General features: G+C 74.4%; 18 protein-coding genes. 11 read left to right on the top strand and 7 right to left on the bottom strand.

The features are described 5' to 3' along the window. A partial coding sequence (locus tag AB0K43_RS26835; RefSeq protein ID WP_363644108.1) for an adenylyl-sulfate kinase occupies positions 1 to 334 on the bottom strand: 334 nt, incomplete at its 3' end. A gap of 946 nt (positions 335 to 1,280) precedes the next feature. Here AB0K43_RS26835 and AB0K43_RS26830 point away from each other — a divergent pair. The 4 genes from AB0K43_RS26830 (at position 1,281) to AB0K43_RS26815 (ending at position 4,056) form a co-directional block, all read left to right on the top strand. Beyond that, the gene (locus tag AB0K43_RS26830; protein ID WP_363644106.1) at positions 1,281 to 2,468 is read left to right on the top strand and encodes a sulfotransferase; all 1,188 of its coding nucleotides are present in this window, start codon (positions 1,281 to 1,283) and stop codon (positions 2,466 to 2,468) included. Positions 2,469 to 2,861: 393 nt separating this feature from the next. Further along, complete coding sequence (locus AB0K43_RS26825) at positions 2,862 to 3,032, top strand: hypothetical protein (RefSeq protein ID WP_363644104.1); 171 nt, start codon at positions 2,862 to 2,864, stop codon at positions 3,030 to 3,032. Positions 3,033 to 3,154: 122 nt separating this feature from the next. Continuing rightward, positions 3,155 to 3,589: an AraC family transcriptional regulator gene (locus AB0K43_RS26820; protein ID WP_363644102.1), complete on the top strand. Its 435-nt coding sequence runs from the start codon at positions 3,155 to 3,157 to the stop codon at positions 3,587 to 3,589. A 47-nt stretch (positions 3,590 to 3,636) separates the two neighbouring features. Then, entirely contained in the window at positions 3,637 to 4,056 is a 420-nt protein-coding gene (locus AB0K43_RS26815) for a VOC family protein (protein WP_363644100.1), read from the top strand. 19 nt (positions 4,057 to 4,075) lie between these two features. On the opposite strand, the gene AB0K43_RS26810 is transcribed toward AB0K43_RS26815, so the two are convergent. Then, positions 4,076 to 4,981, bottom strand: a complete 906-nt coding sequence (locus AB0K43_RS26810) for an ABC transporter substrate-binding protein (protein ID WP_363644098.1) — start codon at positions 4,979 to 4,981, stop codon at positions 4,076 to 4,078. Positions 4,982 to 5,251: 270 nt separating this feature from the next. Here AB0K43_RS26810 and AB0K43_RS26805 point away from each other — a divergent pair, with 270 nt between their 5' ends. Together AB0K43_RS26805 and AB0K43_RS26800 are read left to right on the top strand one after the other, a co-directional pair. Beyond that, on the top strand, positions 5,252 to 6,064 hold the full coding sequence (locus AB0K43_RS26805) for a maleylpyruvate isomerase family mycothiol-dependent enzyme (RefSeq protein WP_363644096.1): 813 nt from the start codon (positions 5,252 to 5,254) through the stop codon (positions 6,062 to 6,064). Between the two features lie 163 nt (positions 6,065 to 6,227). Continuing rightward, positions 6,228 to 6,755 (top strand): gamma carbonic anhydrase family protein, encoded by a 528-nt coding sequence (locus tag AB0K43_RS26800; protein ID WP_363644094.1) that lies wholly within the window; start codon positions 6,228 to 6,230, stop codon positions 6,753 to 6,755. Positions 6,756 to 6,771: 16 nt separating this feature from the next. On the opposite strand, the gene AB0K43_RS26795 is transcribed toward AB0K43_RS26800, so the two are convergent. Continuing rightward, positions 6,772 to 8,568, bottom strand: coding sequence for a hypothetical protein (locus AB0K43_RS26795; protein WP_363644092.1), 1,797 nt, complete (start codon positions 8,566 to 8,568; stop codon positions 6,772 to 6,774). Between the two features lie 202 nt (positions 8,569 to 8,770). On the opposite strand from AB0K43_RS26795, the gene AB0K43_RS26790 reads away from it, so the two are divergent. From AB0K43_RS26790 to AB0K43_RS26770, 5 genes are read left to right on the top strand one after another with little or no spacing between them, the layout of a single operon-like run. Then, positions 8,771 to 12,904 carry a hypothetical protein gene (locus AB0K43_RS26790; RefSeq protein ID WP_363644090.1) on the top strand — a complete coding sequence of 1,378 codons (4,134 nt, stop codon included), beginning with the start codon at positions 8,771 to 8,773 and terminating at the stop codon, positions 12,902 to 12,904. A gap of 47 nt (positions 12,905 to 12,951) precedes the next feature. Then, positions 12,952 to 13,386 carry a hypothetical protein gene (locus tag AB0K43_RS26785; RefSeq protein ID WP_363644088.1) on the top strand — a complete coding sequence of 145 codons (435 nt, stop codon included), beginning with the start codon at positions 12,952 to 12,954 and terminating at the stop codon, positions 13,384 to 13,386. After that, positions 13,383 to 14,099: a nucleotide exchange factor GrpE gene (gene grpE / locus AB0K43_RS26780; RefSeq protein ID WP_363644086.1), complete on the top strand. Its 717-nt coding sequence runs from the start codon at positions 13,383 to 13,385 to the stop codon at positions 14,097 to 14,099. The genes AB0K43_RS26785 and grpE overlap by 4 nt, the downstream gene beginning before the upstream one ends. Before the next feature lie 24 nt (positions 14,100 to 14,123). Continuing rightward, positions 14,124 to 16,700 (top strand): Hsp70 family protein, encoded by a 2,577-nt coding sequence (locus AB0K43_RS26775; protein WP_363644084.1) that lies wholly within the window; start codon positions 14,124 to 14,126, stop codon positions 16,698 to 16,700. Continuing rightward, positions 16,697 to 17,014, top strand: a complete 318-nt coding sequence (locus AB0K43_RS26770; protein ID WP_363644083.1) for a hypothetical protein — start codon at positions 16,697 to 16,699, stop codon at positions 17,012 to 17,014. Before AB0K43_RS26775 ends, AB0K43_RS26770 begins: the two co-directional genes overlap by 4 nt. Before the next feature lie 38 nt (positions 17,015 to 17,052). Here AB0K43_RS26770 and AB0K43_RS26765 read toward each other — a convergent pair whose 3' ends face one another. The 4 genes from AB0K43_RS26765 to AB0K43_RS26750 all read right to left on the bottom strand — a co-directional run bounded on the left by AB0K43_RS26765 (position 17,053) and on the right by AB0K43_RS26750 (position 23,179). Then, entirely contained in the window at positions 17,053 to 17,781 is a 729-nt protein-coding gene (locus tag AB0K43_RS26765; protein ID WP_363644081.1) for a hypothetical protein, read from the bottom strand. 223 nt (positions 17,782 to 18,004) lie between these two features. Further along, the gene (locus AB0K43_RS26760) at positions 18,005 to 20,779 is read right to left on the bottom strand and encodes a tetratricopeptide repeat protein (protein WP_363644079.1); all 2,775 of its coding nucleotides are present in this window, start codon (positions 20,777 to 20,779) and stop codon (positions 18,005 to 18,007) included. Positions 20,780 to 20,795: 16 nt separating this feature from the next. Next, positions 20,796 to 22,031 (bottom strand): hypothetical protein, encoded by a 1,236-nt coding sequence (locus AB0K43_RS26755; protein ID WP_363644077.1) that lies wholly within the window; start codon positions 22,029 to 22,031, stop codon positions 20,796 to 20,798. Continuing rightward, positions 22,031 to 23,179, bottom strand: a complete 1,149-nt coding sequence (locus AB0K43_RS26750) for a hypothetical protein (RefSeq protein ID WP_363644075.1) — start codon at positions 23,177 to 23,179, stop codon at positions 22,031 to 22,033. Before AB0K43_RS26750 ends, AB0K43_RS26755 begins: the two co-directional genes overlap by 1 nt. Between the last annotated feature and the right edge of the window lie 99 nt (positions 23,180 to 23,278).

Here is a 23,278-nt window from a genome sequence, read left to right as displayed (position 1 = left end):
TGCCGTTGGTGGCGTGCAGCTCGCGGACGGCGGCCCGGGAGTCGGCGTAGGGGGCGATCACCGGGGCGAGCACGGTCACGCCGTGCGAGGCCAGCATCTCGGCGACGAAGCCGATCCGGGTCACGTTGGTGTGCCGGTCCTCGCGGGTGAAACCGAGGCCCTTGGAGAGGAACTCGCGGATCTCGTCACCGTCCAGCACCTCCACCCGGCGGCCCTCGGCCCGCAGCCGCTCGGCCACGGCGAAGGCCAGCGTGGTCTTGCCCGCGCTCGGCAGCCCGGTCAGCCACACGGTGGCACCGCGCTCGCAGCGAGCGACCGCAGGGACCGCCTCCACGGCTCCCCCGGTGACCGGTACGTCGACTGTGATCACGATCAACTCCGAGGGGGGGGAGAGCTTCGTTGGGGTCCATGGGCGAACCGGCCGCGGGCAGCGGCCGTCGGCAGGGAGATGCCACCGGCGACCTTGGTCCGCCGGTTGACTTGATTGGTCATCAGACATGAGGCGCTGAAGGACAGTTGGACGCTGCGGCAGAGGGCGCGACCGGGTGCGGCGAGGCGCTTCCAGCGGCTCCCCCGCTACGTCTTCGGCCGTGCATGAGGAATCCCCGCCCGCAGATCTGGCGCATGCGCTCCATCCGGTTCGAGCTGTCCCAAGCCGTGACGACCGCGATCGTCCGCACGCACCGACTCTTGAGGCTGCGGTTTCCCTGGTCCGGTTTCTTGGGGGCGGACGTCAGGGATCAGAGTTCCCGGTGGGGGCGGCCGAGCGAGGCTACGACACCGATTCGAGGTGAACCATCGCCGTTTCCATGCCAGTTGACTCTTGCGAGTGGAGCGGTGGCGACCGGCTCTCCTCGTATGCCAGGAGGGCACGCTACCTGATGGCACGATCGGGGCCAAGGGGGCGAACGCGCAACCGGAGCAGCCTCCGGAGGAGCCGCCGACCGGCCGCCGGGGGCCGTGGGATTCCGGATGATTTACTTGGCGAATCCATTGACATGTACGCGCAATGTTGGTTTAACCTGGCGGCATTACTGCTCAGTAGTCTTCAGGTTGGACCGGATCGCGGGACGGCGCAATGGCGCCCCCGAGCAGCGAGGTGCGCGTCGCGCGCTTCCGCCCCGGCTCGTGCCCCAGCTGCGCCACGACGCATACCGGAGAGTCCATGAGGCCCCACTGTTCGCCGACCGACTTCGTCCCCCTTGGTCGGCTCCCGCTCGCTGCAGAAGAATCCGACGCCCGCGGTCCCCTCCCACCCTGCTGACGAAGGAACACCCCCCGTGCCTGCCAAACCGCTCGCCCTCACCCTGGCCGATCTGCTGCTGCGGCCGGGATTCGGCGCCCGTCGCGACCCCGACCGGGTCTTCGACCGGCTGATCGCCGCAACCGCGCAGGCCGACGGCGACCAACCGTTCGCCGACGACTTCCGGCTGCTGCTGCGCAACTGGTCCAGGGACGACAACCTCACCCCGGTCGGCTGGGCATCCGCGCAGGCCCACGTCCGCAGGCAGCTCGGCAACCGGGCCCGGATCCGCCGACTCATCGCCCAGCACCCCGCGATCGAGCACGAGCCCATCGAGCGGCCGGTGTTCGTGGTGGGCCTGCCGCGCACGACCACCACACTGACCCACGGCATCCTGTCCCTCTCGGCCGAGCACCGCTGCCCCCTGCTGTGGGAACTCCTCACCCCCGACCTGGAGCCCTCGCCCGATCAGCGCAGGAAGGCGATCACCACCGCGCGCCGGATGGTCGGCGCGATCGACCTCTTCGCCCCGCGGTTCCGCGACATCCACCCGCTCGACGCCGAGGGCCCCGACGAGTGCACCTTCGCCCTCCCGCACACCGTCATGCCACTGTCCCAGGCCCGCATCCCCGACCACACGGCGCGGCACTACGAACGGGACTTCGTCCCCGACTACCGCTACCTCAAGCAGGTTTTCCAGGTACTCCAGTACGGCCGCCCGCGCCGCCGCTGGATGCTGAAGTCACCCATGCACCTGGAGAACCTCGACGCGCTGCGCACCGTCTTCCCGGATGCCACCATCGTGTGGACCCACCGCGACCCGGTCACCGTGGTGGCGTCCTTCTGCAGCCTGGTCGAGCACGGCATGGCCATCACCGTCCGCCCCCTCGACCTGCACGGGATCGGCGCCACCTGGCTCGATGTGCTCAGCCGTGCCATGACGCGGGGCCTGGCGGCCCGCGTCTCGATCCCCCCCGAGGCGCTGGTGGACGTCCCCTTCTCCTGGCTCGGGTCCCACCCCGCCACCGGCGCCCCCAAGCTCTACGAATCCATCGGCGCCCGCTGGACCAGCGCCACCGCGGCCCGACTACCCGAGATCACCGCCCGCCCGAAGGGCACCCGCCCGCACAGCTACGACCTGGCGCGCTACGGCCTGACCCGCGCCGGCGTCGAGGCGGCGTTCGCCGACTACAACACCTTGCGCGCCAAGGTCGATCAGGGCTGACGCCCGGGCCCTCCGACGCGTCCGCCGGGCAGGGGCGGGCCGGAAAGGCGCGGTCCGCCTGGTCATTCGGCGTGGGTCACCCCCGGGGCGGCCCGACACGCCAGCTGACCGACGCTTCGACTCTGACACCGAGTCACCTCCGGATTTCGCATATCGGCCTCGGCTCACGCAGAGGGGAAAGACGCTGGCGGAGGCACGCCCGCACCGCGGTGCAGGAAGGGATGGGGCGGGGATGGCCGACCTCGTCGATCGAGCCATGCTGGCGGCGGTGTTCCCGCCGGAGTCGTTGATCACCGTGGCCGAGCACGCGTCGACCGCGGTGGCACACGAGCCGAGCCGTTCGTCTTCTTCCTGTACCTCCTGGAGACCGAGCGGCCCAACTACGACTTCGAGGTGGTGGGCCCGGACGGCACCTACCGGCCCGGCGCGCAGCAGAGGCTGCGGACGAGGATGGCGGCTGCCGATCCGGCGGCCTTCGCCCCGCCGGATCAAAACTCCGAGTTCGAGCCGGGCGAGCCGACCTGGGAGATGGCCCTACGGAACGTGGGCGACCGGCTGCAGTGAGCACCCGGATCCGGCCGGGCGCCCGCACCGGCACCGATCGCTGTCGCGGACGAGTGCGGTGCGCGCTCGACCTGGATCGGCTCTGGGGGCGGGTGGGCGCCGGGCGGCTATCCTGAGGGGTTGTGGCTTCGCATCCTCCCGCCCGGCATCTGTTGCGTGCCAAGGACCTGGCCGACGCTCGGTACGCCGAGGCGTTGACGGTCGCCGAGCTGGCGGCGGCGGCCGGGCTGTCGCGGGCGCACTTCAGCCGGGAGTTCCGGCGGGCGTTCGGGGAGTCGCCGCACGTGTACCTGCTGACCAGGCGGCTGGAGCGGGCGGCCGCGCTGCTGCGGACCACCGATCGGCCGATCGCCACCGTCTGCTTCGACGTGGGGCTGAGCAGTCTGGGGTCGTTCACCACCAGCTTCACCCGGATGCACGGGCTGACCCCGGCGGCCTACCGGGCCGCGTTCCCGCCGGCCGCCGCGCACGCGATCGTGCCCGGCTGCGTCCAGCGCGCGTACGGGCGGCCGCAACACCGCACGTTTCGAGAAGACGGTGCCGACGGGGCGCAATAGCGTGACGGTAACGCCGAAGGAACGCACGCGTACACCGGGAGAATCCGATGCTCAAGATCGCTACCGCGCAGCTCTGGGTCCACGACCAGGAGGAGGCGCTCGCCTTCTACACCAGGAAGGTCGGGATGGAGGTCAGGTCCGACGTCACCCTCCCCGAGATGGGGAACTTCCGCTGGCTGACCGTCGGCCCGGCCGGGCAGGAGGACGTGGCCATCGTGCTGATGGCGATCCCCGGCCCGCCGGTGCTGGACTCCGACACCCAGGCGCAGGTCCGCGAGCTGACCGCCAAGGGGGCGGCCGGCACCGTCTTCCTGACCACCGAGGACTGCGACGCCGCCTACGCCGAGCTCTCCGGCCGCGGGGTCGAGTTCAACGAGAAGCCGACCGACCAGCCCTACGGCCGGGACTGCGGCTTCCGCGACCCCTCCGGCAACAACATCCGGCTCACCCAGCTCCGGGAGATGTGACCGCCGGCCGCCGGGCCGTTCAGCTGCCTCCGTTGACCACGGAGTTCTGGACGGCCCCGGCGGTCAGCTGCCGCTGCGCGAGGATGCCGTCGTAGCTGCTGTCCTGGACGAGCGAGTTGACCGCCTTGGTCAGGACGTCCCGCAGCTTGCTGTCCGCCTTGCGGACGGCGATGCCGTACGGGCGCGGCTGCAGCTGGGGGCCGGCGACGTCGAAGGCCTGGCCGTTGTCGACGGTCTGCGCGTTGTACTGCGCCTTCGGGTAGTCGGTGATGTAGACGTCCACCCGCTTGCCCTTCAGGCTGGTCAGGGCGTCGGCGTCGGCGTCCACCTGGAGCACCTTGAGGGGCTTGCCCAGGTGCTCGCAGGCCTTCTGCTGGCGGGTGGCGAGGTCGTCGTGGATGGTGCCCTTCTTGACCGCGACCGAGCGGCCGCACAGGTCGTCCAGCGTGGCGACCTTGGCCGGGTTGCCCTTGCCGACCATCAGCCCGAAGCCGGCCATGAAGTAGTCGACGAAGTCGACGCCCTCGTTGATCTGCTTGTTGTCCTTGTCGACGCCCTGCTGGCGCTCGCGGGTGTCGGTGATGCCGGACATCGCGATGTCGTACTTCTTGTCGAGCAGCCCGGGCAGGACGTTGGCGAACGGCCCGACGTCCTGGAAGCGGAACTCGACGCCGAGCAGCTTGCCCAGGGCGGCGGCGAGGTCGGGGTCGAGGCCGTCGGGCTTGCTCTGCGGGTTGCGGAAGATCATCGGGGCGGCCGTGTAGGAGGCACCGACCTGGATCACCCCGGCCTTGCGGATCGCCTCGGGGAGCTGGTCGCGCAGGGAGGTCTTGCCGCCGGTGCCCGTGCCGCAGGCGCTCAGCAGCAGGACGCCGGTGGTCGCGGCGGCGACGGCGGCGCAGCGACGGCTGGTGGAGGCAGTCATCTCGGTTACTCCCGGGGGGGTGGAGGCTTGGTTCCGGGGTTCGTGGGATGACGGCGGATCGCGCCGACGCACGCCGCACCGGCCCCGTTCCGATGTGACGCGTCCCGCCCCCGCCGGCGCGGCCGTGCCGCCGCTGAGCTGCGCCGGGAGGAGGAGAAGCTGGCCAGACTATAACCGCCGTGGCCACCTCACGATCCACCGGGGGCGGGCGAGCGGTGCTGGTGGGCCGGGGTATGGACAGGCCGGCCGCCATGGTCCAGGCTCCGCTCCATGACCGAGTCGACCGCCGGCACCGCCGTGAGCGCCCGCCTGACCGAGGCGATCGCGGCCACGGCCGAGGACATCGCCGAGTTGCTCCGGGCGCACCCGCGCGCCGGGGCGCCGATCCCCGGGGCCACCTGGTCGGTGGGCGAGGCCGCGGCCCACCTCGCGCTGGCCAACCTGCTGATGGCCGACCTCGCCGGCGGGCTGGAGCGCCCCTACGGCGACGGCACCCCGGGCAGCCTCGCGGCGGCCAACGCCGAGTCGCTCGACGCCTACCCCGAGCGGGACCCCGCGGTGCTGGCGGAGGCGATCGTCCGGCACGCCGCCGCCTTCACACAGGCCGCCGCGGCCCGGTCCGCGGCCGAACCGGTGCGGACCCCGCTGGGGCCGATGGACCTGGGCACGCTGGCCTCGTACCTGCTCACCCACATGCTGGGGCACGGGTACGACCTGGCGCGGGCGCTGGGGCGGCCGCACATGATCGACCGGGAGCGGGTGGAGCTGTCGCTCCCGTTCCTGCTGACCGCGATGGGCCGGGTGGTCGATCCGGTGGCCGCGGCCGGCCGTGGTGGTCGCTACACGCTCGGGCTGCGCGGCGGGCGGCGGTTCGGGGTGGTGATCGAGGGCGGCACGGCGACGGTCGGCCAGGAACCGCCGGAGCGGTCCGACTGCACGATCGTCGCGGAGCACGTCACCTTCTTCCTGATCGCCCTCGGGCGCTGCACCCCGTGGCAGGCGGTCGCCCGTGGCGGGATCCTCGCCTGGGGGCGCCGGCCCTGGCTGGCGTTCGGTTTCCCGACCCACTTCAAGGCGCCCTGAGGCGGGATCGCGCTCGTGGCGCGGCGGGTCCGGTCGAGGCGGGCCGGGGCGTTCGCCGGCCGGGCCGCGGGCGGTTGCGGCGGCCCGGGGGACGGGGAGTTGACCGGCGGGTAGCCTGCGGGGCAGACCCGGTCGCCGACCGGACCCGGAGAGGGAGACTCCCATGGCAGAGCCGCTGATCGTCGCCGTCGCCGGCCGGACGCCCGAGGTGGATCCGGCCGCTTTCGTGGCGCCGAACGCCGTGGTGGTCGGCTCGGTCACCGTCGCGGCGGGGGCGAGCATCTGGTACGGAGCGGTGCTGCGCGGGGACGCCGAGGCGATCACGGTCGGGCCGGACACCAACATCCAGGACAACTGCACGGTGCACAGCGACCCTGCGTTCCCCGCGGTGCTGGGCGCGCGGATCACGGTGGGGCACAACGCCGTGCTGCACGGCTGCGTCGTGGAGGACGACGTGCTGGTCGGGATGAGCGCGACCGTGCTCAACGGCGCCCGGATCGGGGCGGGTTCGCTGGTCGCGGCCGGGGCCGTGGTGCCGCAGGGCATGCAGGTGCCGCCGGGCTCGCTGGTGGCCGGGGTGCCGGCGAAGGTCCGGCGCGAGCTCACCGAGGAGGAGCGCTCCGGGATCAAGGCCAACGCCGAGGGCTACCTGCTGCTCGCCGAGGCCCACCGCGGGACGGCGCCGCGCTGAGGGCCGCTCCGGCCGGTCAGCGCGGCTGGTCCAGCCCGACCGGCTGCCAGCGGTAGGCGGCGTCCTCCTGCCAGCAGTGCAACTCGTCCTCCACCACGGCGGCCAGGCACAGCCGCCAGTCCTCGCCGACCGACAGCGCGACCCGGGTGGCCGGCCGCAGGGTGGGGCGCCACCAGTGCGGGCGGCGGGCGCCGCCCGCGGCGGGCAGCCGCAGCCGGACGCCGCCGGTGCCGGCCAGCGCGATGGTCGGCCCGCCCCGGTGGCCGGCCATCGCCACGCCCAGCGCCGGCTCGGCGTCCCCGATCTCGGTCGGCGCCGCCTCCGGCCCCGCGCCGAGCGGCCAGAGCCGGACCGAGCCGTCCGGGCGCAGCACGGCGGCCTGCGGCCCCGCCGAGGTGCGGGCCAGGGCCGCGCCGCGCACCGGGCCGGACGGGCGCAGCTGCTCGCAGGCGGCCTGGGCGCCCACCCGCCAGCACAGCACCCGGCCCTGGTGTTCCACCAGCACCGCCCAGACCCCGGCCCGCTCCTCCACCGCGGCCAGCACCCGGTCGGCGGGGCAGCGGGGCAGTTCCTGGCCGGTCAGAGTGACCCCCGGGGCCCAGCGGTACGAGTGCAGGGCGCCGGCCCGGGCCGTCCAGACCACCAGCTCCGCCGCACCGTTCACGGCGCCCGCGACCCCGCTGATCCCGCGGGCCGCCTCCCACCAGCCGGAGGCGTTGCCGACCCAGAGCGCGCCGGAGCGGTCCTCGGCGAACACCGCGAGCTCGGCGCTCCGGCCCGCCCGGCCGATCACCAACTCCCTGATCCCGCTCGGCGACTGCCCCGGCGGAAGCTCCTGGTCGGTGTGCCCGGGGCCGGCCGGGAGCACCCCGGCCGCGCCGCCCGCGACCACCAGCGGCCGCCCGGCCGGGCCCGGCAGCACCGCGAGGCAGGAGGTGCGCGGCAGCGGCCGGTGGGCGCGCAGCAGATCGCGGCCGCGGGCGGCCCAGGGGCCGAGCGGGGCGGGCCGGCGGTCCGGGTCGTGGTGCAGCGGCTCGCAGGCCCACTGCGCCAGCTCCTCCCCGTAGCCGGCCTCGACCAGCTCGCGCCGGGCCTGCTCGGCCGCCAGCCGGTGGTCCAGCCGGGCATGGTCGGGCAGCAGCAGGGCGCGGGCCAGGGTGCCGACGGCGAACAGGTCCTTGGCGGCGGCCGGGAACCCGCCGACCTGCTCGGCCTCGGGCGGTACGTGCCCGGGGGTGAACACCGCGACCGTCAGGGTGTGGTCCAGCGGGGCGAGGAAGGTGAGGTCGATCAGTTTGACGTTGCCCTCGGCGTCCACCAGGACGTTGGCCGGGGAGATGTCCCGGTGCACCCAGCGCTTGCGGTGCAGCTCGTCCACGATCCGGCAGAGCCGGACCAGCACCTCGGCCGCTGCGGGCAGCGCGCCGCGGTTGGCGCCGGCCCAGCGGTGCAGCGGCACGCCCTCCACCCAGGGGGAGATCTGGTAGCCGAGCAACCCGCCGCCCGGGGCGCCGCCGGGCCGGTGCGGGGAGGGGCCGAGCAGGAAGCTGGGCACCACCAGGTCGGTGATGCCCAGGCGGTGGGCGTTGTGCGAGACGTCGTCCCAGCGGCCGAGCCAGCGGCGGACCTCGGAGGGATCGCGCTCCAGCATGATCTTCGCGGCCACCAGTTCCTTCAGCCCGCTGTGGCCGGTGCGCACCGCCCGCCACACCTCGGCCTCGCCGCCGCGGTGGTGGAACTCCAGCAGTTCGTACTGCTCAGGGTCGAATTCCGGCCCGAACCGGAGCCCTGGCACCCAACGCGACTCGGTCACTCCACCCCCGTCTGAGACGACCCGCCGATTGGACCCGGCCCCCGCCTTCGGCAGCCCCAGGATAGTGCTCTTTCCCGACCCGGGGCGCCCCGAAGGCCTATCCTGATCCCACGGGGGCCGACTTGACCATGCGTCAAGGCCTCCTTTCACCAGTCGGGTTGGCGCTGCCGGCCGACGGATCGGAACTGCAGGGGGACGGTGCATGGCGCAGGTCGTGCTGGTGCTGCTGGTGGTGGCGCTGGTCGGGGCGGGCGGGGTGGCGCTGTTGCGGCGTGCCCGCGCGCTCGACCCCGGGGCGGTGGCCAAGGCGCTGACCTCGGCGGCGGTGCAGGCCGCGGCCGGACGGCAGGAACGGGCCCGGCGGCAGTACGCCCGGCTGGCCGGGCGGCTGGCGGCGGCCCCCGCGCCGATGCGGCCGCAGCGCGGTCTGGCGCTGCTCGGCCAGGCCGAGGCCACCGCCGCGCTCGGCGACGGCCCGGCGGCGCTGCCGCTCTACCGCGAGGCCTTTCCGCTGCTGGCCGATCCGGCCCGTCAGCTGCCCCGGTGGAGCCTCGCCCAGCTCGCCGAGGAGCGGATGCGCGCCCCGGAGGGCGACCTCGCGCCGGCGCTCGCCTTCGTCCGGGCAGCCGGCCGTGGCGCGCAGCCCGGGGCCGAGGCCGAGGCGGTGGGCCGCACCCTGGGGTGGTTGCAGCAGCTCTGCCGTGAGGGCTCCGTCGAGCAGCGGGAGAGCGCCACCGCGGCGGTCCAGGGCGGCCTGCCCGGCTGGGACTGGCCGGTGCTGGCCCGGGCGGCGCTGCTGCGCGACAGCGGCCGGCGGGCCGAGGCCGAGGCGGTGCTGGCCACCGCGGCGCCGGCCGGCGGCGCCGAACTCTGGTTCCGACTGGGCGCCTCGCTCAGCACGCCGGGCCGGGAGGCGCAGGCCGTGGCGGCCTTCGACGAGGCGCTGCGGCGCGGCCCCGGCGAGCCCTCGCCGTGGTCCCGCGGCCCGGCGCTGCCCGCGGAGTGCCTGCTGTTCCGGGGGCTCGCCCGGCAGTTCCTGCAGGACCCGGTGGCGGCCGAGGTCGACCTGCGGGCGGCGGCGGCGCAGGCCCCGGCGGACCCGCGCCCGCGCTACGCGCTGGGGCGCCTGGCCCTGCTGCGGGACGCGGACGACCAGGCCCGGGAGCACTTCACGGCCGCACTGGCGGCCGAACCCTCCTACGCCCCGGCCAGGTTGGGCCTGGCCCTGCTGCACGAGCGGGCCGGGCGGGCGGCCGAGGCGGCGGCCGACTACCGGGCCGGGCTCGCCCTGGCACCGGACTGGCGGCCGGCCCTGGTCCGGCTCGGCGCGGCCCTGCTGGCCGCGGGGCAGCCGGCCCAGGCGGAGCCGCTGCTGCGGGCGGAGGCCTCGGCCAACTCCCCCTGGGCCCGGATCGCCGCCTTCCACCACGGTCTGGCGCTGGCGCAAACCGGCGATCCGGCCGGGGCGCTGGAGTGCTGGGAGCCGCTGCGCGACGAGGACCTGCTCGACCGGCTGGCGCTGCTGCGCGACCGGCTGGCCCGGCGGGTGCTCGCCACCGACCCGGCCGGCGCCCGCGCGCTGTGGCAGCGGGCCGTCGCCGACGCCCCGGCCGTACCGGGCTACCGCCTGGCCCTGCGCGAGGCCGCGCTGCGCGAAGCCGCGCACCTGCTGCTCGGCGCGCGGGACGTCCCGGCCGCCCGGGCCCGGGCCGCCGAGGCACTGGCGCTGGCCGGCCCGCCGCCCTCGACGGACCGGGCCGGCCAGGCGGCCCGGGAGGGGCGGCTGCGGGCCGCGCTCGCGCTGGCCGGCGGCTCGGCCGAGGGGCTGGGGGCGCTGCTGGATCCGAGCGGCGCCCCGCGGGACCGCTACCACCTGGCCGCCGCGGCGCTGCTGACCGGGCGGGCGGTGCAGACCGTGACCCTGCTGGCCCCGCTGGAGCCGGACCCGCAGGGCGACCCGGGCCTGGCCAGGCTGCGCGCGCTGCTCGCCGAGCGGGCCGGGAACCTACCCTTGGCGCTGGAGTGGCACGAGCACTTCCTGGCCGCCGGCGGGGCCGGGCCGGACGCCCTCGACGGGGCCCGCTGCTCCACCGGGGCCGACTGCGCCGAGCCGGCCGTCGACGCCTGCGGCGGCTGCGGCCGCGAGGGCTGCGCCGGCCACCTGTACCGCCCCGCCGGCGCGCTCTCCCCGCGCTGCGACCACTGCGCGGGCCACGCCCTGGACGCCGTGCTGGACTGCGGGCGCCGGCTCGGCCTGCCGGAGCGGGCCGAGCCCGCCCTCACCGCCTGGGCCGACGTGCTCGGAGACGGCCCCGCCGGCCGCACCGTCCGCCGGCACCTGGCGCTGCTGCGCGCCGAGGCGGGCGAGCTGGACGCCGCGCTGGACCTGCTGCCCGCCGGGGCGGCCCGGGAGCGCAGCGCCGTCCTGGTCCGCCGCGCCGCCGCCGCGCTGGCCGCGCAGCAGGCCGGGCCCGCCGCCGTCGACCTGCGCCGGGCCGTCGAGCTGAGGCCCGACCACCCGCAGGCCGTCCCCGCGCTCGGCACGCTGGCCGAGCACGAGGCCCGGCAGCACGCCGCCGAGGGCCGGGACGAGGACGCCTGGGAGGGCTACCGCACGCTGCTGCTCCGGGATCCGGGCCACCCGCGGGTGCTGCACTCGCTCGGCCTGGTCAGCTACCGGCGGGCGCTGGCCGCCGAGGCGGCCGGGTCGGCCGAGGCCGAAGCCCTGTGGCAGTGGGCCGTCGGCTGCCTGGTCTGCGCCCTGCACCTGCCTGAGCTGTGGGCCGAGGCCGCCCGGGTCACCGGCCGCCCGCTGGAGGCCGAGCGGATCGCCGCCGCCCGCGGCGCGCTGACCGACCGGCTCCGGGGCGATCTGCGCGAGCTGGACCGGGCGCGCGGCCGCAGTGCGGACCAGGTGGACGCCTGGACGGTGCGGCTCGGGATGGAGGCCCGCAGTGCCGAGGCCTTCGCCCAGGAAGAGCTGCGGGTGGCCGTGCCCGGCGCCCCCGAGCGGCGGCTGGTGCTCGGCCCGGCGCTCGGGGGGCTGCTGCGTCCGGCCCCGGCCGGCTCCGTACTCGCCACCTGGGAAGGGCAGTTCGAGCAGGCGGTGCTGCCGTTCCGCCGGCCCGGGCCGTTCGGCGCGCACCCGCTGACCGAGGCGCTGAGCCTGTTCGACGGCCTCGGGCCGCACCGCTACCTGCTGCTCCAGGGCCGGCACGCGGCGGCGGTCGCCGCCCTGGACGCGATACCCGAGGCCGAGCGCGACGAGGCCTGGCACGTCCTCTCCCGGGAGGCCCTGATCAGCGAGGCCAGGGAGCACCACCGCCACCAGGACTGGCGCGAGGCGCTCGACCGGCTGGCCCGGGCCCGCGCGCTGCCGGGCGCCCCGCTCGCCGCCGAGCTCTCCCTGCTGGCCGCCGACGCCGGGCTGCGCGCCGCCCGCGCGCTGCTCAAGGAGAGCGACGACGACCAGCAGGGCGCGGTGGAACTGCTGGAGCAGGCGCTGGAGTTGGCGCCGGACCACGCCGAGGTGCGGAGCAACCTGGGCGCCGCCTACGCCCAGCTGGCCCGCAAGACCAACAACGAGAGCACCGACTACTCCGCTGCCCTGGTCCTGCTGCGCAAGGCGCTCACGCTGGCCCCCGAGGACCCGACCGCCCGGCACTTCCTGGAGGCCGCCCTCGGCAACCGGGCCAACCAGCTCACCCGCCCCGGCCCCGACCGGGACCTGCTGGAGGCGGTGGAGCTGTGGCAGGAACTGATCGAGCTGGACGCCGACCCGGAGCACCGCCTCGCGCTCGCCTACTCCCAGCGGCTGCTGGCCCGCTCGGCCGCGCTGGCCGACAACCGCGCCGAGGCCGTCGCCCGGATGGCCGCCTCGCTGCGGGCCGACCCGGAGTGGAACGGCGACACCGCGCGCGAGGCGCCGCGCCGGGTCTCGGTGCTGCTGGCCAACCACACGGTGGACGAGTTGCAGGACCGGCCGTTCGCCGAGCGGGCCCGGTTGCTGCGGCAGGCCCAGACCTACGACGACTCCGCCGACCTGCGGCGACTGATGGTCAGCGTCTGGCGCAGCGAGGCGGCGGACGACTACGTGGCCAAGCGCTACCAGGACGCCACCTCCCTGCTCGAACAGGCGCTGGACCTGGCGCACCACCCCGAGGACCTAGCGAAGATCCGCAACGAGCTGGGGGTGGTCTGCGGCGCGCACGCCGTCCAGAACGCCAACCAGCGCCAGTACCGGCAGGCCCGCGCCCTGATCGCGAAAGCCGTCGGGCACAGCCCGGACGACCGCGAGCTGCGCGCGCTCAAGCGGCGGATCGACGCCCTGCGCTGACCAGGACCTGACCGCCCGACCGCCACCGCCGCACCGTTCGAGGAGGAGTGACCGCCACCATGCCGCTGCACGAACCGTCGCCGTACGAGGTCCTGGGCATCCCGCTCTCGGCCGGGGTGCGGGAGATCAACCTCGCCGTCGGCCCGGCGATGCGGGCGGGCCGGTTCGACCGCCAGCAGATCCAGGAGGCCGCGGCGCTGCTGCGCAACCCGGACCGGCGGCTGGAGCTGGACCTCCAGCAGCAGCTGCCGCCGGACCCGGTGGACGGGGTGGCCGCGCTGCTGGGTCCGGCCCTCGCCGAGCCGCTGCTGACCGTCGAGCGGGGGCCGCTGCCGCCCGAGGCGCTGCTGGTGCTGCGGCGCGCCGAACTGGTGGCCGACTTCGCCGAGCCGGCCCCGGCCGGTGTCGACCCCGATCCCCCCGTCCCCGCGCGCTTCACCGCCGACCTGTCGGTGCTGCCGCCGATCGAGATACCGGAGTGAGCGTGCTGGAGCAGGAGTTGGACGAGCCGCTGGAGGTGCCGCAGCGGGCTCTGGAGGTCGATCTGGCGCAGGCGTTCAGCCAGTTGCTGTTCCGGGCCTCGCTGTTGCAGCGGCTGCGGGGCGACGAGGCGCGGGCGGCCAGGGCGGCGCAGCGGGAGTTGCTGGGGCTGCTGGTGGAGGTGGACGACGCCTTGGCGGCGCTCGGGCTCGACCAGGAGCTGGTGCTGCTCGGCCGGGGCAGCGGGATCGACGCCACCCGGCGCCGGCTGCTGGGCAAGCTGGCCAAGGCCGGGGTGCGGCCGATGCGGTTGGAGGGGCTGGCGGCGGACCCGGCGCTGTCCGAGATCGTGGGCGGCGAGGTGCGGCCCGGGCTGGAGCCGGAGACGGTCGTGCAGACCGTGGTCACCGGCTTCTTCTGGAACGACGAGGTGCTGCGCCGCGCCCAGGTGGTGGTGGCCACTCCCCCGCCCGGGCCGGCCGGGCCCCCGGAAGCGGCCGGGCCCCCGGAAGCGGGTGGGCCCGGGGAGCCGGTGGCGGTGGAGCTGCCGGTCGCCGTGGATCCGCCGGCCGCCGTGGCACCGCCCGCCGCGGCACCGCCCGCCGCGGCGCCGGCCCCGACCGGGGCGGGTGCACCCGGCGCCGGTGTGCCCGGGGCCCGGAAGGGCGGGGCCGGAGCCGCGGCGGGCGGTCGGCGCAGGCGACGGAAGCGTTAGGGACAAGAGGGGAATTCGGAAGACATGTACCGCACTCTCGGGATCGATCTGGGCACCACCAACTCCGTGGTGGCCCACCTCCGCCGCGGCGAGCCGGAGATCATCTTCAACCGGCAGAACCAGGAGGCCACCCCCTCCGTCGTCGGCCGGGGCCGGCGTGGCGAGCTGCTGGTCGGCTCGACCGCGCGCGGCCGGCTCGCCCTCGACGGCGAGAACGTGATCCGCTCGGTCAAGCGCTTCATGGGACGCAAGTTCCGCGACCCGCAGGTCCAGGCGGCCCTGGACGAGCTGGACTACAAGGTCACCGCCGGCACCGACGGGGACGTCAACGTCTGGTTCGACGGCCGCTCCTACACCCCGATCGAGATCTCCGCGATCATCCTGCGCCGGCTCAAGGAGGACGCCGAGCAGCGCTTCGGCGAGCCGTTCCACCGGGCCGTCATCACGGTGCCCGCGTACTTCGGCGAGCGCCAGGTGGCGGCCACCCAGGAGGCCGGCCGGATGGCCGGGCTGCACGTGCTGCGGGTGATCAACGAGCCCACCGCCGCGGCCCTCGCGTACGGGATGACCAACGAGGCCGGCGACGAGGGCCGCACCGTGCTGGTCTACGACCTCGGCGGCGGCACCTTCGACATCTCCATCCTGCTGCTGGTGCCCGGCTCGGTCTCGGTGCTCGGCATCGAGGGGGACAACCTGCTCGGCGGCGACGACTTCGACCGCGCGATCACCACCGCGCTGCTGGAGGACATCCGCGAGGAGTACGGCGCGGACTACCGGCCGGACCGCCGGGACCGGCCGCGGATCGCCTCGGCCGCCGAGGTCGTCAAGATCGAACTGTCCAACCAGGAGGCCTCGGACGTGGTCCTGGCCGGCCTCGGCGCGGGGCAGCTGGTGCTGGAGACGGTCTTCGAGCGGCCCCGCTTCGAGGAGCTGATCGAGGCCCGGATCGAGCGCACCATCGAGCTCACCCACAAGGCGGTGATGCAGGCCAACCTCACCGTCGGGGACATCGACGAGGTGCTGCTGGTCGGCGGCTCCACCGCGATCCCGCTGGTGGCGCGGCGCCTGGGCGAGGTGTTCGGGCCGAAGCGGATCCGGCGCGGCGTCAACCCGATGCAGTGCGTGGCGCTGGGTGCGGCGGTGCAGTGCGCGCTGGTCTCCGAGGTGGAGTGCCCGGAGTGCCGTGCCCCCGGTGACCTGGCCGCCTCGGCCTGCGCCAACTGCTCCGCCTCGCTGCTCGGCGGCCCCCGGGTGTCCTGCCCCGGCTGCCACCTGCCGGTGGACACCGCCGCCGCGGCCTGCCCCAAGTGCGGGCAGGACCTGGCCGCCGACGCCGCCGTGGCCGGGCCGGCGGCCGCCCCGGTACCGACCGCGCCCGCCACCCGGACCCGCGGCTGCCCGCGCTGCGGCACCCCGGCGGCCGCCGGGGCGAGCGCCTGCGAGCTCTGCGGGGAGGCACTGGGGACGGCGGAGCCGGGCGCGGACGCCGCCGGGGCCCGCTCCACGGCCGCCGAGGACGTGGGTCTGCGGTGCGCAGGCTGCGGCACCGTCAATCCGCCCGGCACCGAGGTGTGTGCCTCCTGCGGGGAGCTGATGCAGGTCACCAACCCGTTCGACATCACCCCGAAGAACCTGGGCATCGAGCTCAACGACGGCCGGCTGGCCGTCATCATCCCCAAGAACACGAGCTATCCGACCACCTCGCCGGTCAGCCGGGAGTTCGTGGTCTCCGGCAGCGGACGGCAGCGGCTGGAGGTCGCGGTCTACGAGGGCGAGCACGAGATCGCCCAGCAGAACGAGCTGATCGGGCACCTGACCCTGCGGCTGCCCGAGGGCCTGGGCGGCCGGACCCCGGTGGACGTCTCGTTCGGCCTCGACCGGGACCGCACCATCACCCTCTCGGTGCGGGTGCAGGGCGGCGACGAGAAGACCGTGAAGCTGGAGCGGGTCACCCTCGACCCGGAGCTCAAGGTGCAGGTCGAGGACCAGCAGCGGCAGATCGAGAGCTTCACCGACCGCTGGGGCGCCGAGCTCACCGAGGCCGAACTGCGCGAGGCGCGGCGGCTGATGGACACCCTGGACGACATGGCCGCCGGCCAGACCGGGGGCCGGTCGGTGGACGAGGCGCTGGAGCGGGCCCAGGCCCAGCTGCGGGCCCAGCGCTGGGTGCGCGGTTCGGAGGCGTACCTGAGCCTGTTCCTGCACTACTGCGAGAAGCACCTCGACCCGAGCGACCTGAGCCGGCTGCGCGCGGTCGCGACGGAGCTGAGGCTGCGCCGCGAGGCCGCGGACTGGGACGGCGCGGTGGCCGCGGCCGCCCGCGCGGACGAGCTCTGCGACTCGCTCGGGCACACCTTCCGGATGCTGACGATGTGCAACGTGTACGTGAACCAGAACCTGGTCTCGGCGGCCCTGGCCCAGCGGATCATGGCGGAACTGCGCGGGCTGGACGGGGCGGTGGAGTCGGCCAACATGGAGGCGGCCAACCGGCACAACACGGCGCTGCTGCGGCTGTACGCCGAGGCCCAGCGGGAGCTCGGCGAGGACTCGCTGCCGGAGCCGGTCGGCCCGGTCCGCCCGGAGGAGGCCGGCCCCCGATGAGCATGCCGCCGAAGACCGAGGTGCCGCCGATCGAGGTGCCGTGCCCGCAGTGCGCGGTGCCGGCCGACCGGGACAGCCTGCGCTGCCCCTCCTGCCGGGAGGACCTGGCGGCGCTGGTGCGGCTGCGCTACGCCGGCCGGATCGACTACAACGAGGCGCTCGCCCTGGCCCGGGCGGGTGACGATCCGTCGGCGCTGGTACTGCTGCGCCGCGCCCTGGCGGCCGAGCCGGACCTGCACCCGGCCCAACGGCTGCTGGCGCGGATCTCCGCCCGGTCCGGCACGACGGAGGAGGCCACCGCCCTGCGGCGCTGATCGCGCGTCGCGCCCCGTACGGCCGGGCGCGGCCCTCCTCACGTCCCGGGCACGGTCAGGGCCGCCCGCTGGTGGTCGTCGGCGGTCAGCACGACCGCATAGGAGTCGAAGTGGGTGCTGACCACGGCCGAGGCCTCGATCGAGGCGTCGCCGCCGTGGTCGGCCGTCCCGCTACCGGTGATGAGCAGCGTCTCGGCACCCGTCCGGTCCGTGCCGGTGACCTTGACGGTGATCACCGAGCCGTCGGCGACGTCGTCCGCGGTGGCCTTCACCGAGAGCGCGGTGCCGGTCGCCCGGGCGGCGCTCTGCAGGCCGACCTGGTAGGAGGGAGCTGCCGCCACCGCCGCGACGATTCCGGCCGCGCCCGCGAACAGGATCCCGCCGAGCAGCAGCCAGCCGGCGGCGGTCACCCGCCCGGCGCGCTTGAACTCGTCCTGGTACCAGGCCTTCACATCCTCCAGGTTGCCCAACCGGACATCGCGGCTGCGCAGCACGAGCGACCCGAGTGCGAGCAGCACCGCCAGCAGCGTCAGCAGCACGGCGATACCGGCGAGCGTCCGTGGGAGCGGTCGGTCCGCCAGCCGGTCGACGGACACCAGGCCCAGCGCGGTGAGCGCGGTGCCCACCAGCGTGACCGTCGCCACCAGGTACTTCGCGTTGGCCGCGATCCGCAGCAGCGTCTGTTCGGGCCCGAGCGCGGCGGCCGCCTGCTGCCAGCGCACCGTCTCGGGTGACGGTGCCCTCCCCTGCCGGTCGGCGGCGGTCATGGCCTGAACGTCCCTTCGAACTCGACCTCGTGGGCGTCCCCGCCCGATCCGGGACACCGCACCACGACGGTGAAGGGTTGGTCCGCGTTCCTGCTTCGCCGCCGGAACGAGAACCCGAAGTTGGCCACCCTGGTGGGGTCACTCGCCACCTGGTCCCCCACCTCGGCCGTCAGGTCGTTGCCGTGTGCCGCGCAGACGTAACTCGTGGGCGTGAGTGTCGCGTTCACCGTCCCGCTCCGTTCGGCTCGGCCGATCCGTCGGGCTGCAGCAAGCGTTGCAGGACCGTCAGGGAGCGCTGGTCCGTCTCCCGGTAGGCGGGTTGGGTGAGCACGGTCGGCAGGTCGTGCGCGGCAATCCGCAGGACGGCGCGGCGGCGCCCCGGCGAGGGGACCTCGCGCAGCCTCGTCACCGCCTCCTCGTAGGCCTCGACGGCCCGCTCGACCGGGCCGGTGCCGAGCAGCGCGAGCGCCAGGTCGAAGCGGACCGAGTGCATGCTGTCGTCGAGCAGCAGCGCCTCGCCGAAGTTCCTGGCGGCCTGCCTGCACTCGTCCAGCCGCAGGTGGCACCAGCCGGCCTGGGCCAGCTCCAGCGCGTCCCTGGGCGACATGGCCTTGAGGATCGTCCGAAATCTCTGCTCCGCCTGGGCCGGCATGCCGTCCTGGAGCAACAGGTCGGCCATGCCGATCTCCGCCCAGGCTCCGCCACCACCGGCGGCCAGGGCGGACCGGAAGCTCCTGCGGGCATCCTCCCGCATGCCGAGCAGTTCCTCGGCCCAGCCGCGGATCGTCCAGGCCCAACCGATCGTGGGGTCGAGCTGCACCGCCCGGCCCAGCGCCAGCAGGCAGTCCGCCAATTCGTCCTGGTCCATCAGCAGCGCGCCCTTGACCGCCCAGGCCCAGGCGTAGGTGTCGTTGAGGTCGATGGCGCGTGCCAGCGATGCCGCGGCCTCGTCGTCCCGCGTCAGGGTGTACTCGGTGGCGCCCCGGCAACCCCAGGCCCATGCGTCCTGCGGCGCCAGGTCGGTCGCGGCGGTGTAGGACTCCAGCGCTTCGGCCAGGCGCCCTTCGGCGCGGAGCAGTTCGCCGAGTTCGGTGTGGGCCCAGTTGAGCGTGCTGTCCAGCTCCAGGGCCCGGCGCAGGTGGCGCTCGGCCTCGACCTTGTCCGATGCCCGCAGGACCTGGCCCTTGGTGCCCAGGGCGAAGGCGTTGTCGGGGCCGGCCTCCAGCGCCCGGTCCAGGTGGACCAGCGCCTCCCGGTCGCGTCCGAGCCGCCGGAGCGCCTCGCCGAGGTGGGCCTGGACGTCGGTCACCGCTGCCGCGGGCCCACCGGCCTTCGCCAGTCCTCGCTCCGCGCGCTCCAGCACGACCACGGCGTCCTGGAACCGTCCGACCAGGACGCGGACCTTGCCCTGCAGGAGCAGCAGCGACGGCTCGCCCGGGTGGATCCGCAGTCCTTCGACCGCCAACTGCTCGGCGTCGTCGTACCGTGCCCCGTCGAGGAGCAGCCCGCCCAGCGTGTGCCGGATCTCCGGGGAGTCCGGCACGAGGCGCAGCAGCTCGCCGAGCGGCTTGCGCGCCTCGTCGTGCCGGTCGAGCCGCAGCAGCGCCTGCGCCTGCGCGGAGAGCGCCATCACGTGGTCGTGGTCCAGCCCGACCGCCCGCGTCGCCGCGTCGAGCGCGTCCCGGAAGCGGTCGAGCCGCAGCAGGATCATCGATCGGCAGGCGAGCAGGTCGGCGCTGTCCGGGGTGAACAGCAGTGCGTGGTCGGTCTCGGCCAGGGCCGTCACAGGTCGGCCGAGGTCGACCATCGTCAGGATCATCTCCACCCGGTCGTCCAGGTCGGCCACCTCCTCGGCCAGGAGTTCCTGCAGGACCCCGAGCGCCTCGGCCGACCTCCCCGACTGCCGCAGGATCCTCGCCCTCAGCCTGCGCAGCTCGACATCACCGGGCCAGGCGACGAGTGCCTCGTCCACCGTGTCGAGAGCCTCCGCCCGCCGCCCGGTCGTGACCAGCACCCGGACCCGGGCCGCCATCAGCACCGGATCGACCGGGGACATGGTGAGCCCGCTGTCCAGCAGCGCCAACGCCTCCTCGACCCGGCCCAGATCGGCGAGCAGCTGGGCCTGGAAGGCCCGCGCGACCTCCAGCTCGGGGTGGCTGTCCCGCACGCTCTCGATGGCCTCCAACGCCACCTGCGGACCGGCGAGGTCGGCGAGCGCGAAGCTCCTCCCCATCATGGCGTCCACCGGATCGTGGCTCAGGCCGATGGCCTGCTCGAAGCAGTGCAGCGCCTCACCGGGCTGTCCGCCGGCCCCGAAATGCGTTCCTGCCCGCACGTAGGCCGCGGCGGCCTGCTCGGGGCGGTCGTCCAGGAGCCTGGTCTCGGCGAGCCGTTGGGCGAGCCGCGGGTCGTCCTCCTCCACGTCGATGGCCAGTTGCAGGAGCCGCTCGGCGCGCGCCAGGTCGTGCCGCTCACGCAACGTCAGGACGATCCGGATGATCGTGTCGACCGGTACGGCGGCGAGCGCTTCGAGGGCCGTGACGACGGCCTCGAACGCCTCGTCCAGCCGGTCGAGCCGGGCGAGCGCCGTGCCGTGGTCGACGAGTTCGGCCGGCTTGAGCTCCGCTCCCCCGGCGACCAGGCGGTCGAAGATCGCCACGGCGGCCGCGAACCGGACCTGCGCCTGATCGGGCTCGGCGGCCTCGATCGCGCGGCCGAGCACGGTGAGGACACAGGCGTGGATCACGTCCACCTGCTGCGTGCCGTCGGCGTCCGCCGCCGCGACGGCGGCGGCCCTGCGGCCGGGGAGCAGGGCGAGCAGCCTGGTCGAGATCTGGGCGCTCTCGGAGTTCCGCCCCGCGGCGAGCGCCTCACGGGCCGAGGCCAGGTCCATCAGCAGACGGCCGGTAGGTGCGCCGATGAGGTCCCAGTGGCGGGGCACGGCCAGCGGACGCTCGCCACCCGCCGTCGTTCGCCAGGGTTCGGTCCGGATCGTCATCAGCAACTCACCATCCTCAGGGGTCCGGACGGATGGCGCCCGGCAGTTCCACACCTGGCGGCCGCCTGGTCCGACCCCGGATGTCGATGATCTGCTGACAGAGCTCACGGGTGACGTCGGCCCCCTCCGTCACCCAGGCCGGCTCGTGGATGCGCGCATACCAGGAGGCGTTCAGCGCATCGCGCAGGCGGTTTATCGGCGCCACCGCCGGCACCGCTGGTGAAAGCTTCGGGTCTCTCAGCTCCTTGCACCAGCGGCTACCCCACTGCACAGCCGTGTCCCAGTCGTCGACCGCGTATGCAGCCTGCGGAAGGAAAAACCAGTTGAAGGTGTCAAAGACCGTCGCCGGATCGAGCGCGAGTCGCTCAAGCGGGTCGGCCGCACCCGGGTCCGTCCCTAGCACCAGGTGCAACGCCTGGTCCCAGTGCTTGCCCAGCTTGTCGTGGAGGTCGGCAACGTCCCCGTCGGCGATCCGAGCGAGGATTCCACGAACCATCGCCACCCGCTGCGCGACGAACTCCCGACAGTCCGGATCGGGAGCAACGAAATCGAGCCGTAGGAGCATGAGCGCGCAGGCATACGCAGGCCCAAGTGTGTAGGTGGCGAAGGCGTCGGAGAGCAACGCCCGGATTCGCTCCTCGATAACATCCTGGTCAGCCCCGAGGCCATGGTGCACGTCGATCGCGGACTTCCGAGCAAATGCGTCGATCTCCGGGCGGTCGGTGATCGCGACCTGCCCGTACTCGAAGGTGACGAGCGGGAGCGTCCACACGTCCCATTCCGGGAACTGGACGTGGGCAATGTGCCGAGCCCCCGCGTGCCGGCCCCCATTGTGGGCGGGAATCGCGATGGTGGTCAGCATCCTGCCTACACTCCTGGCGCACTCGTTAATCAGCTCGTCCGCAAAGGTGCAGATCTGGTTGTCCAGGTCCCGCTCGCGGAAGGTCAGGCCGCCCATGAGCTCCAGGCACTCACGGAAGATGTCCTCGCTCTGCTCCTGGATCGCTGCAAGTTTCTGCCAAGCGACCCGTTGGTGGAGCGGGTGGGGACTCCGGTCGATCCCGGTCGACAGCTGTTCCAGCTCCCACAGCCTGGACACCGAATCGCTGCGGATGGCGTCGAAGGCCGCGTCCCACACGCCCTCCTCCAGCGGCACGTGGTCGAGGGCGAGTTCGCGGACCGAGAGGTCCCGGGCCCGTTCCAGATTCAGCCGCAGCGCCTCCACCCGCCCTTGGAGCATCGACCAGGGCATCACAGCACCTCCGGAACCCGCTGCTCGGCCAGGCTCCGCGCGCCGATCGCGATCCTCCCGCGGGCGGGCTCGTCGGCCGCGCCGATCCGTGCCAGCCACGCCAGGTTGACCAGATCCGGGATCGGCCGGGCGTCGTCGGCCCCCGCCGTGCCGTCCCGGAGCCGCTTTCTCAGGCCTCCGGTGCCGACCAGGTGCTCACCGTCGTAGCGGGCCGTCGGCAGATGAGCCCGCAGCAGGTCCAGCGACTGCTCGCGCCAGCTGGCGAACGGCTCCTCGGGCCCGCGATCGGCCGCCGTGCCCGCCGCGGTGGTGCCGTCCTGCCAGGCCTGCCGCATGGCGGCCAGTGCCAGGTCGTAGTCCCCGTGCTCGTCGAGGGCCTTGAGCGTCGCGTCGATCACCGCCACGCGGGTGTTGGCGGCCGGGTGCGTCGGCCGGTCGAGCTGGGCGGCGACCGGGTCGAAGCGTTCGAACACGCAGGTCAGGCCGTAGGCCGGGCCGAGTACGTAGCACGCGTAGACATCGGCGAAGATCTCGTGGAACCACGCCCAGTGCCGGCTGTCACCCTCCTGTGCCCGCGCCGCGAGATCCTCCAGCGGGTGCACGGTCCGCCCGCCCTGAACGATGGTCAGTGCCGGTCCGACGAAGTGTCCGTGCTCGTGCGCGACCACCGGCAGCTCCCAGAACGACTTGCTCGGGAAGCGCACCCGGATCACCCGCGAGAAGCGGGTGTAGGACTCGGCGGTGCCGAGCACCGTGAACGACTCCCACCGCACCGGGGCCTGCCGGGTGATCTCGTCCAGCAGCGCGTCCGCGAGCCGGCAGTACCCGTCGTCCAGTCCCGCATCACGCACTGCCGCCCCCTCGACCAGGGCGAGCGCCTCCTCGAAGACCTCGTCGAGCTCGGCCTGGAGCCGGTGCAGGCGGGGCCAGAGCTGGGTCGCCGCGGTGGCGTCGACCGCCTCGGAGAGTTTCTGGACCTCGATGCGGTGGAGGTTGAACTCGGTCGCCAGGCGGATCTCCACCCGCTCGCGCAGGGCCGCCCCGATGGCCAGGGTGCTCTCCTGCGCCGCGTCGATCTGCTGGATCAGGGCGTCGACCCGCGAACGGAGTAACGCGCTGGAGCAGTCTGGGGAGATCGTCCGGGACATGGGGCCACCACCTCACGGATTGGGCCGGGCCCTCACTTCCAGTGTGTTCCTGTTCACCCGATTTGTCCTCCATGCAGGCGCCGCCCGCCGCCGCCGCCG

The sequence above is a fragment of the Kitasatospora sp. NPDC049258 genome, assembly GCF_040678895.1.
In the GTDB taxonomy this organism is placed as follows: Bacteria; Actinomycetota; Actinomycetes; order Streptomycetales; family Streptomycetaceae; genus Kitasatospora.
The sequence above is the reverse complement of the archived record's forward strand: the minus strand, read 5'-3'. Positions and strand labels throughout refer to the sequence as shown.

Bases quoted from the DNA above. Each gene is read 5' to 3' on its own strand.
- AB0K43_RS26760 (WP_363644079.1), bottom strand. From the start codon at position 20,779: ATGACGATCCGGACCGAACCCTGGCGAACGACGGCGGGTGGCGAGCGT.
- AB0K43_RS26770 (WP_363644083.1), top strand. From the start codon at position 16,697: ATGAGCATGCCGCCGAAGACCGAGGTGCCGCCGATCGAGGTGCCGTGC.
- AB0K43_RS26750 (WP_363644075.1), bottom strand. From the start codon at position 23,179: ATGTCCCGGACGATCTCCCCAGACTGCTCCAGCGCGTTACTCCGTTCG.
- AB0K43_RS26815 (WP_363644100.1), top strand. From the start codon at position 3,637: ATGCTCAAGATCGCTACCGCGCAGCTCTGGGTCCACGACCAGGAGGAG.
- AB0K43_RS26810 (WP_363644098.1), bottom strand. From the start codon at position 4,981: ATGACTGCCTCCACCAGCCGTCGCTGCGCCGCCGTCGCCGCCGCGACC.
- AB0K43_RS26775 (WP_363644084.1), top strand. From the start codon at position 14,124: ATGTACCGCACTCTCGGGATCGATCTGGGCACCACCAACTCCGTGGTG.
- AB0K43_RS26765 (WP_363644081.1), bottom strand. From the start codon at position 17,781: ATGACCGCCGCCGACCGGCAGGGGAGGGCACCGTCACCCGAGACGGTG.
- AB0K43_RS26800 (WP_363644094.1), top strand. From the start codon at position 6,228: ATGGCAGAGCCGCTGATCGTCGCCGTCGCCGGCCGGACGCCCGAGGTG.
- AB0K43_RS26805 (WP_363644096.1), top strand. From the start codon at position 5,252: ATGACCGAGTCGACCGCCGGCACCGCCGTGAGCGCCCGCCTGACCGAG.
- AB0K43_RS26755 (WP_363644077.1), bottom strand. From the start codon at position 22,031: ATGCCCTGGTCGATGCTCCAAGGGCGGGTGGAGGCGCTGCGGCTGAAT.
- AB0K43_RS26790 (WP_363644090.1), top strand. From the start codon at position 8,771: ATGGCGCAGGTCGTGCTGGTGCTGCTGGTGGTGGCGCTGGTCGGGGCG.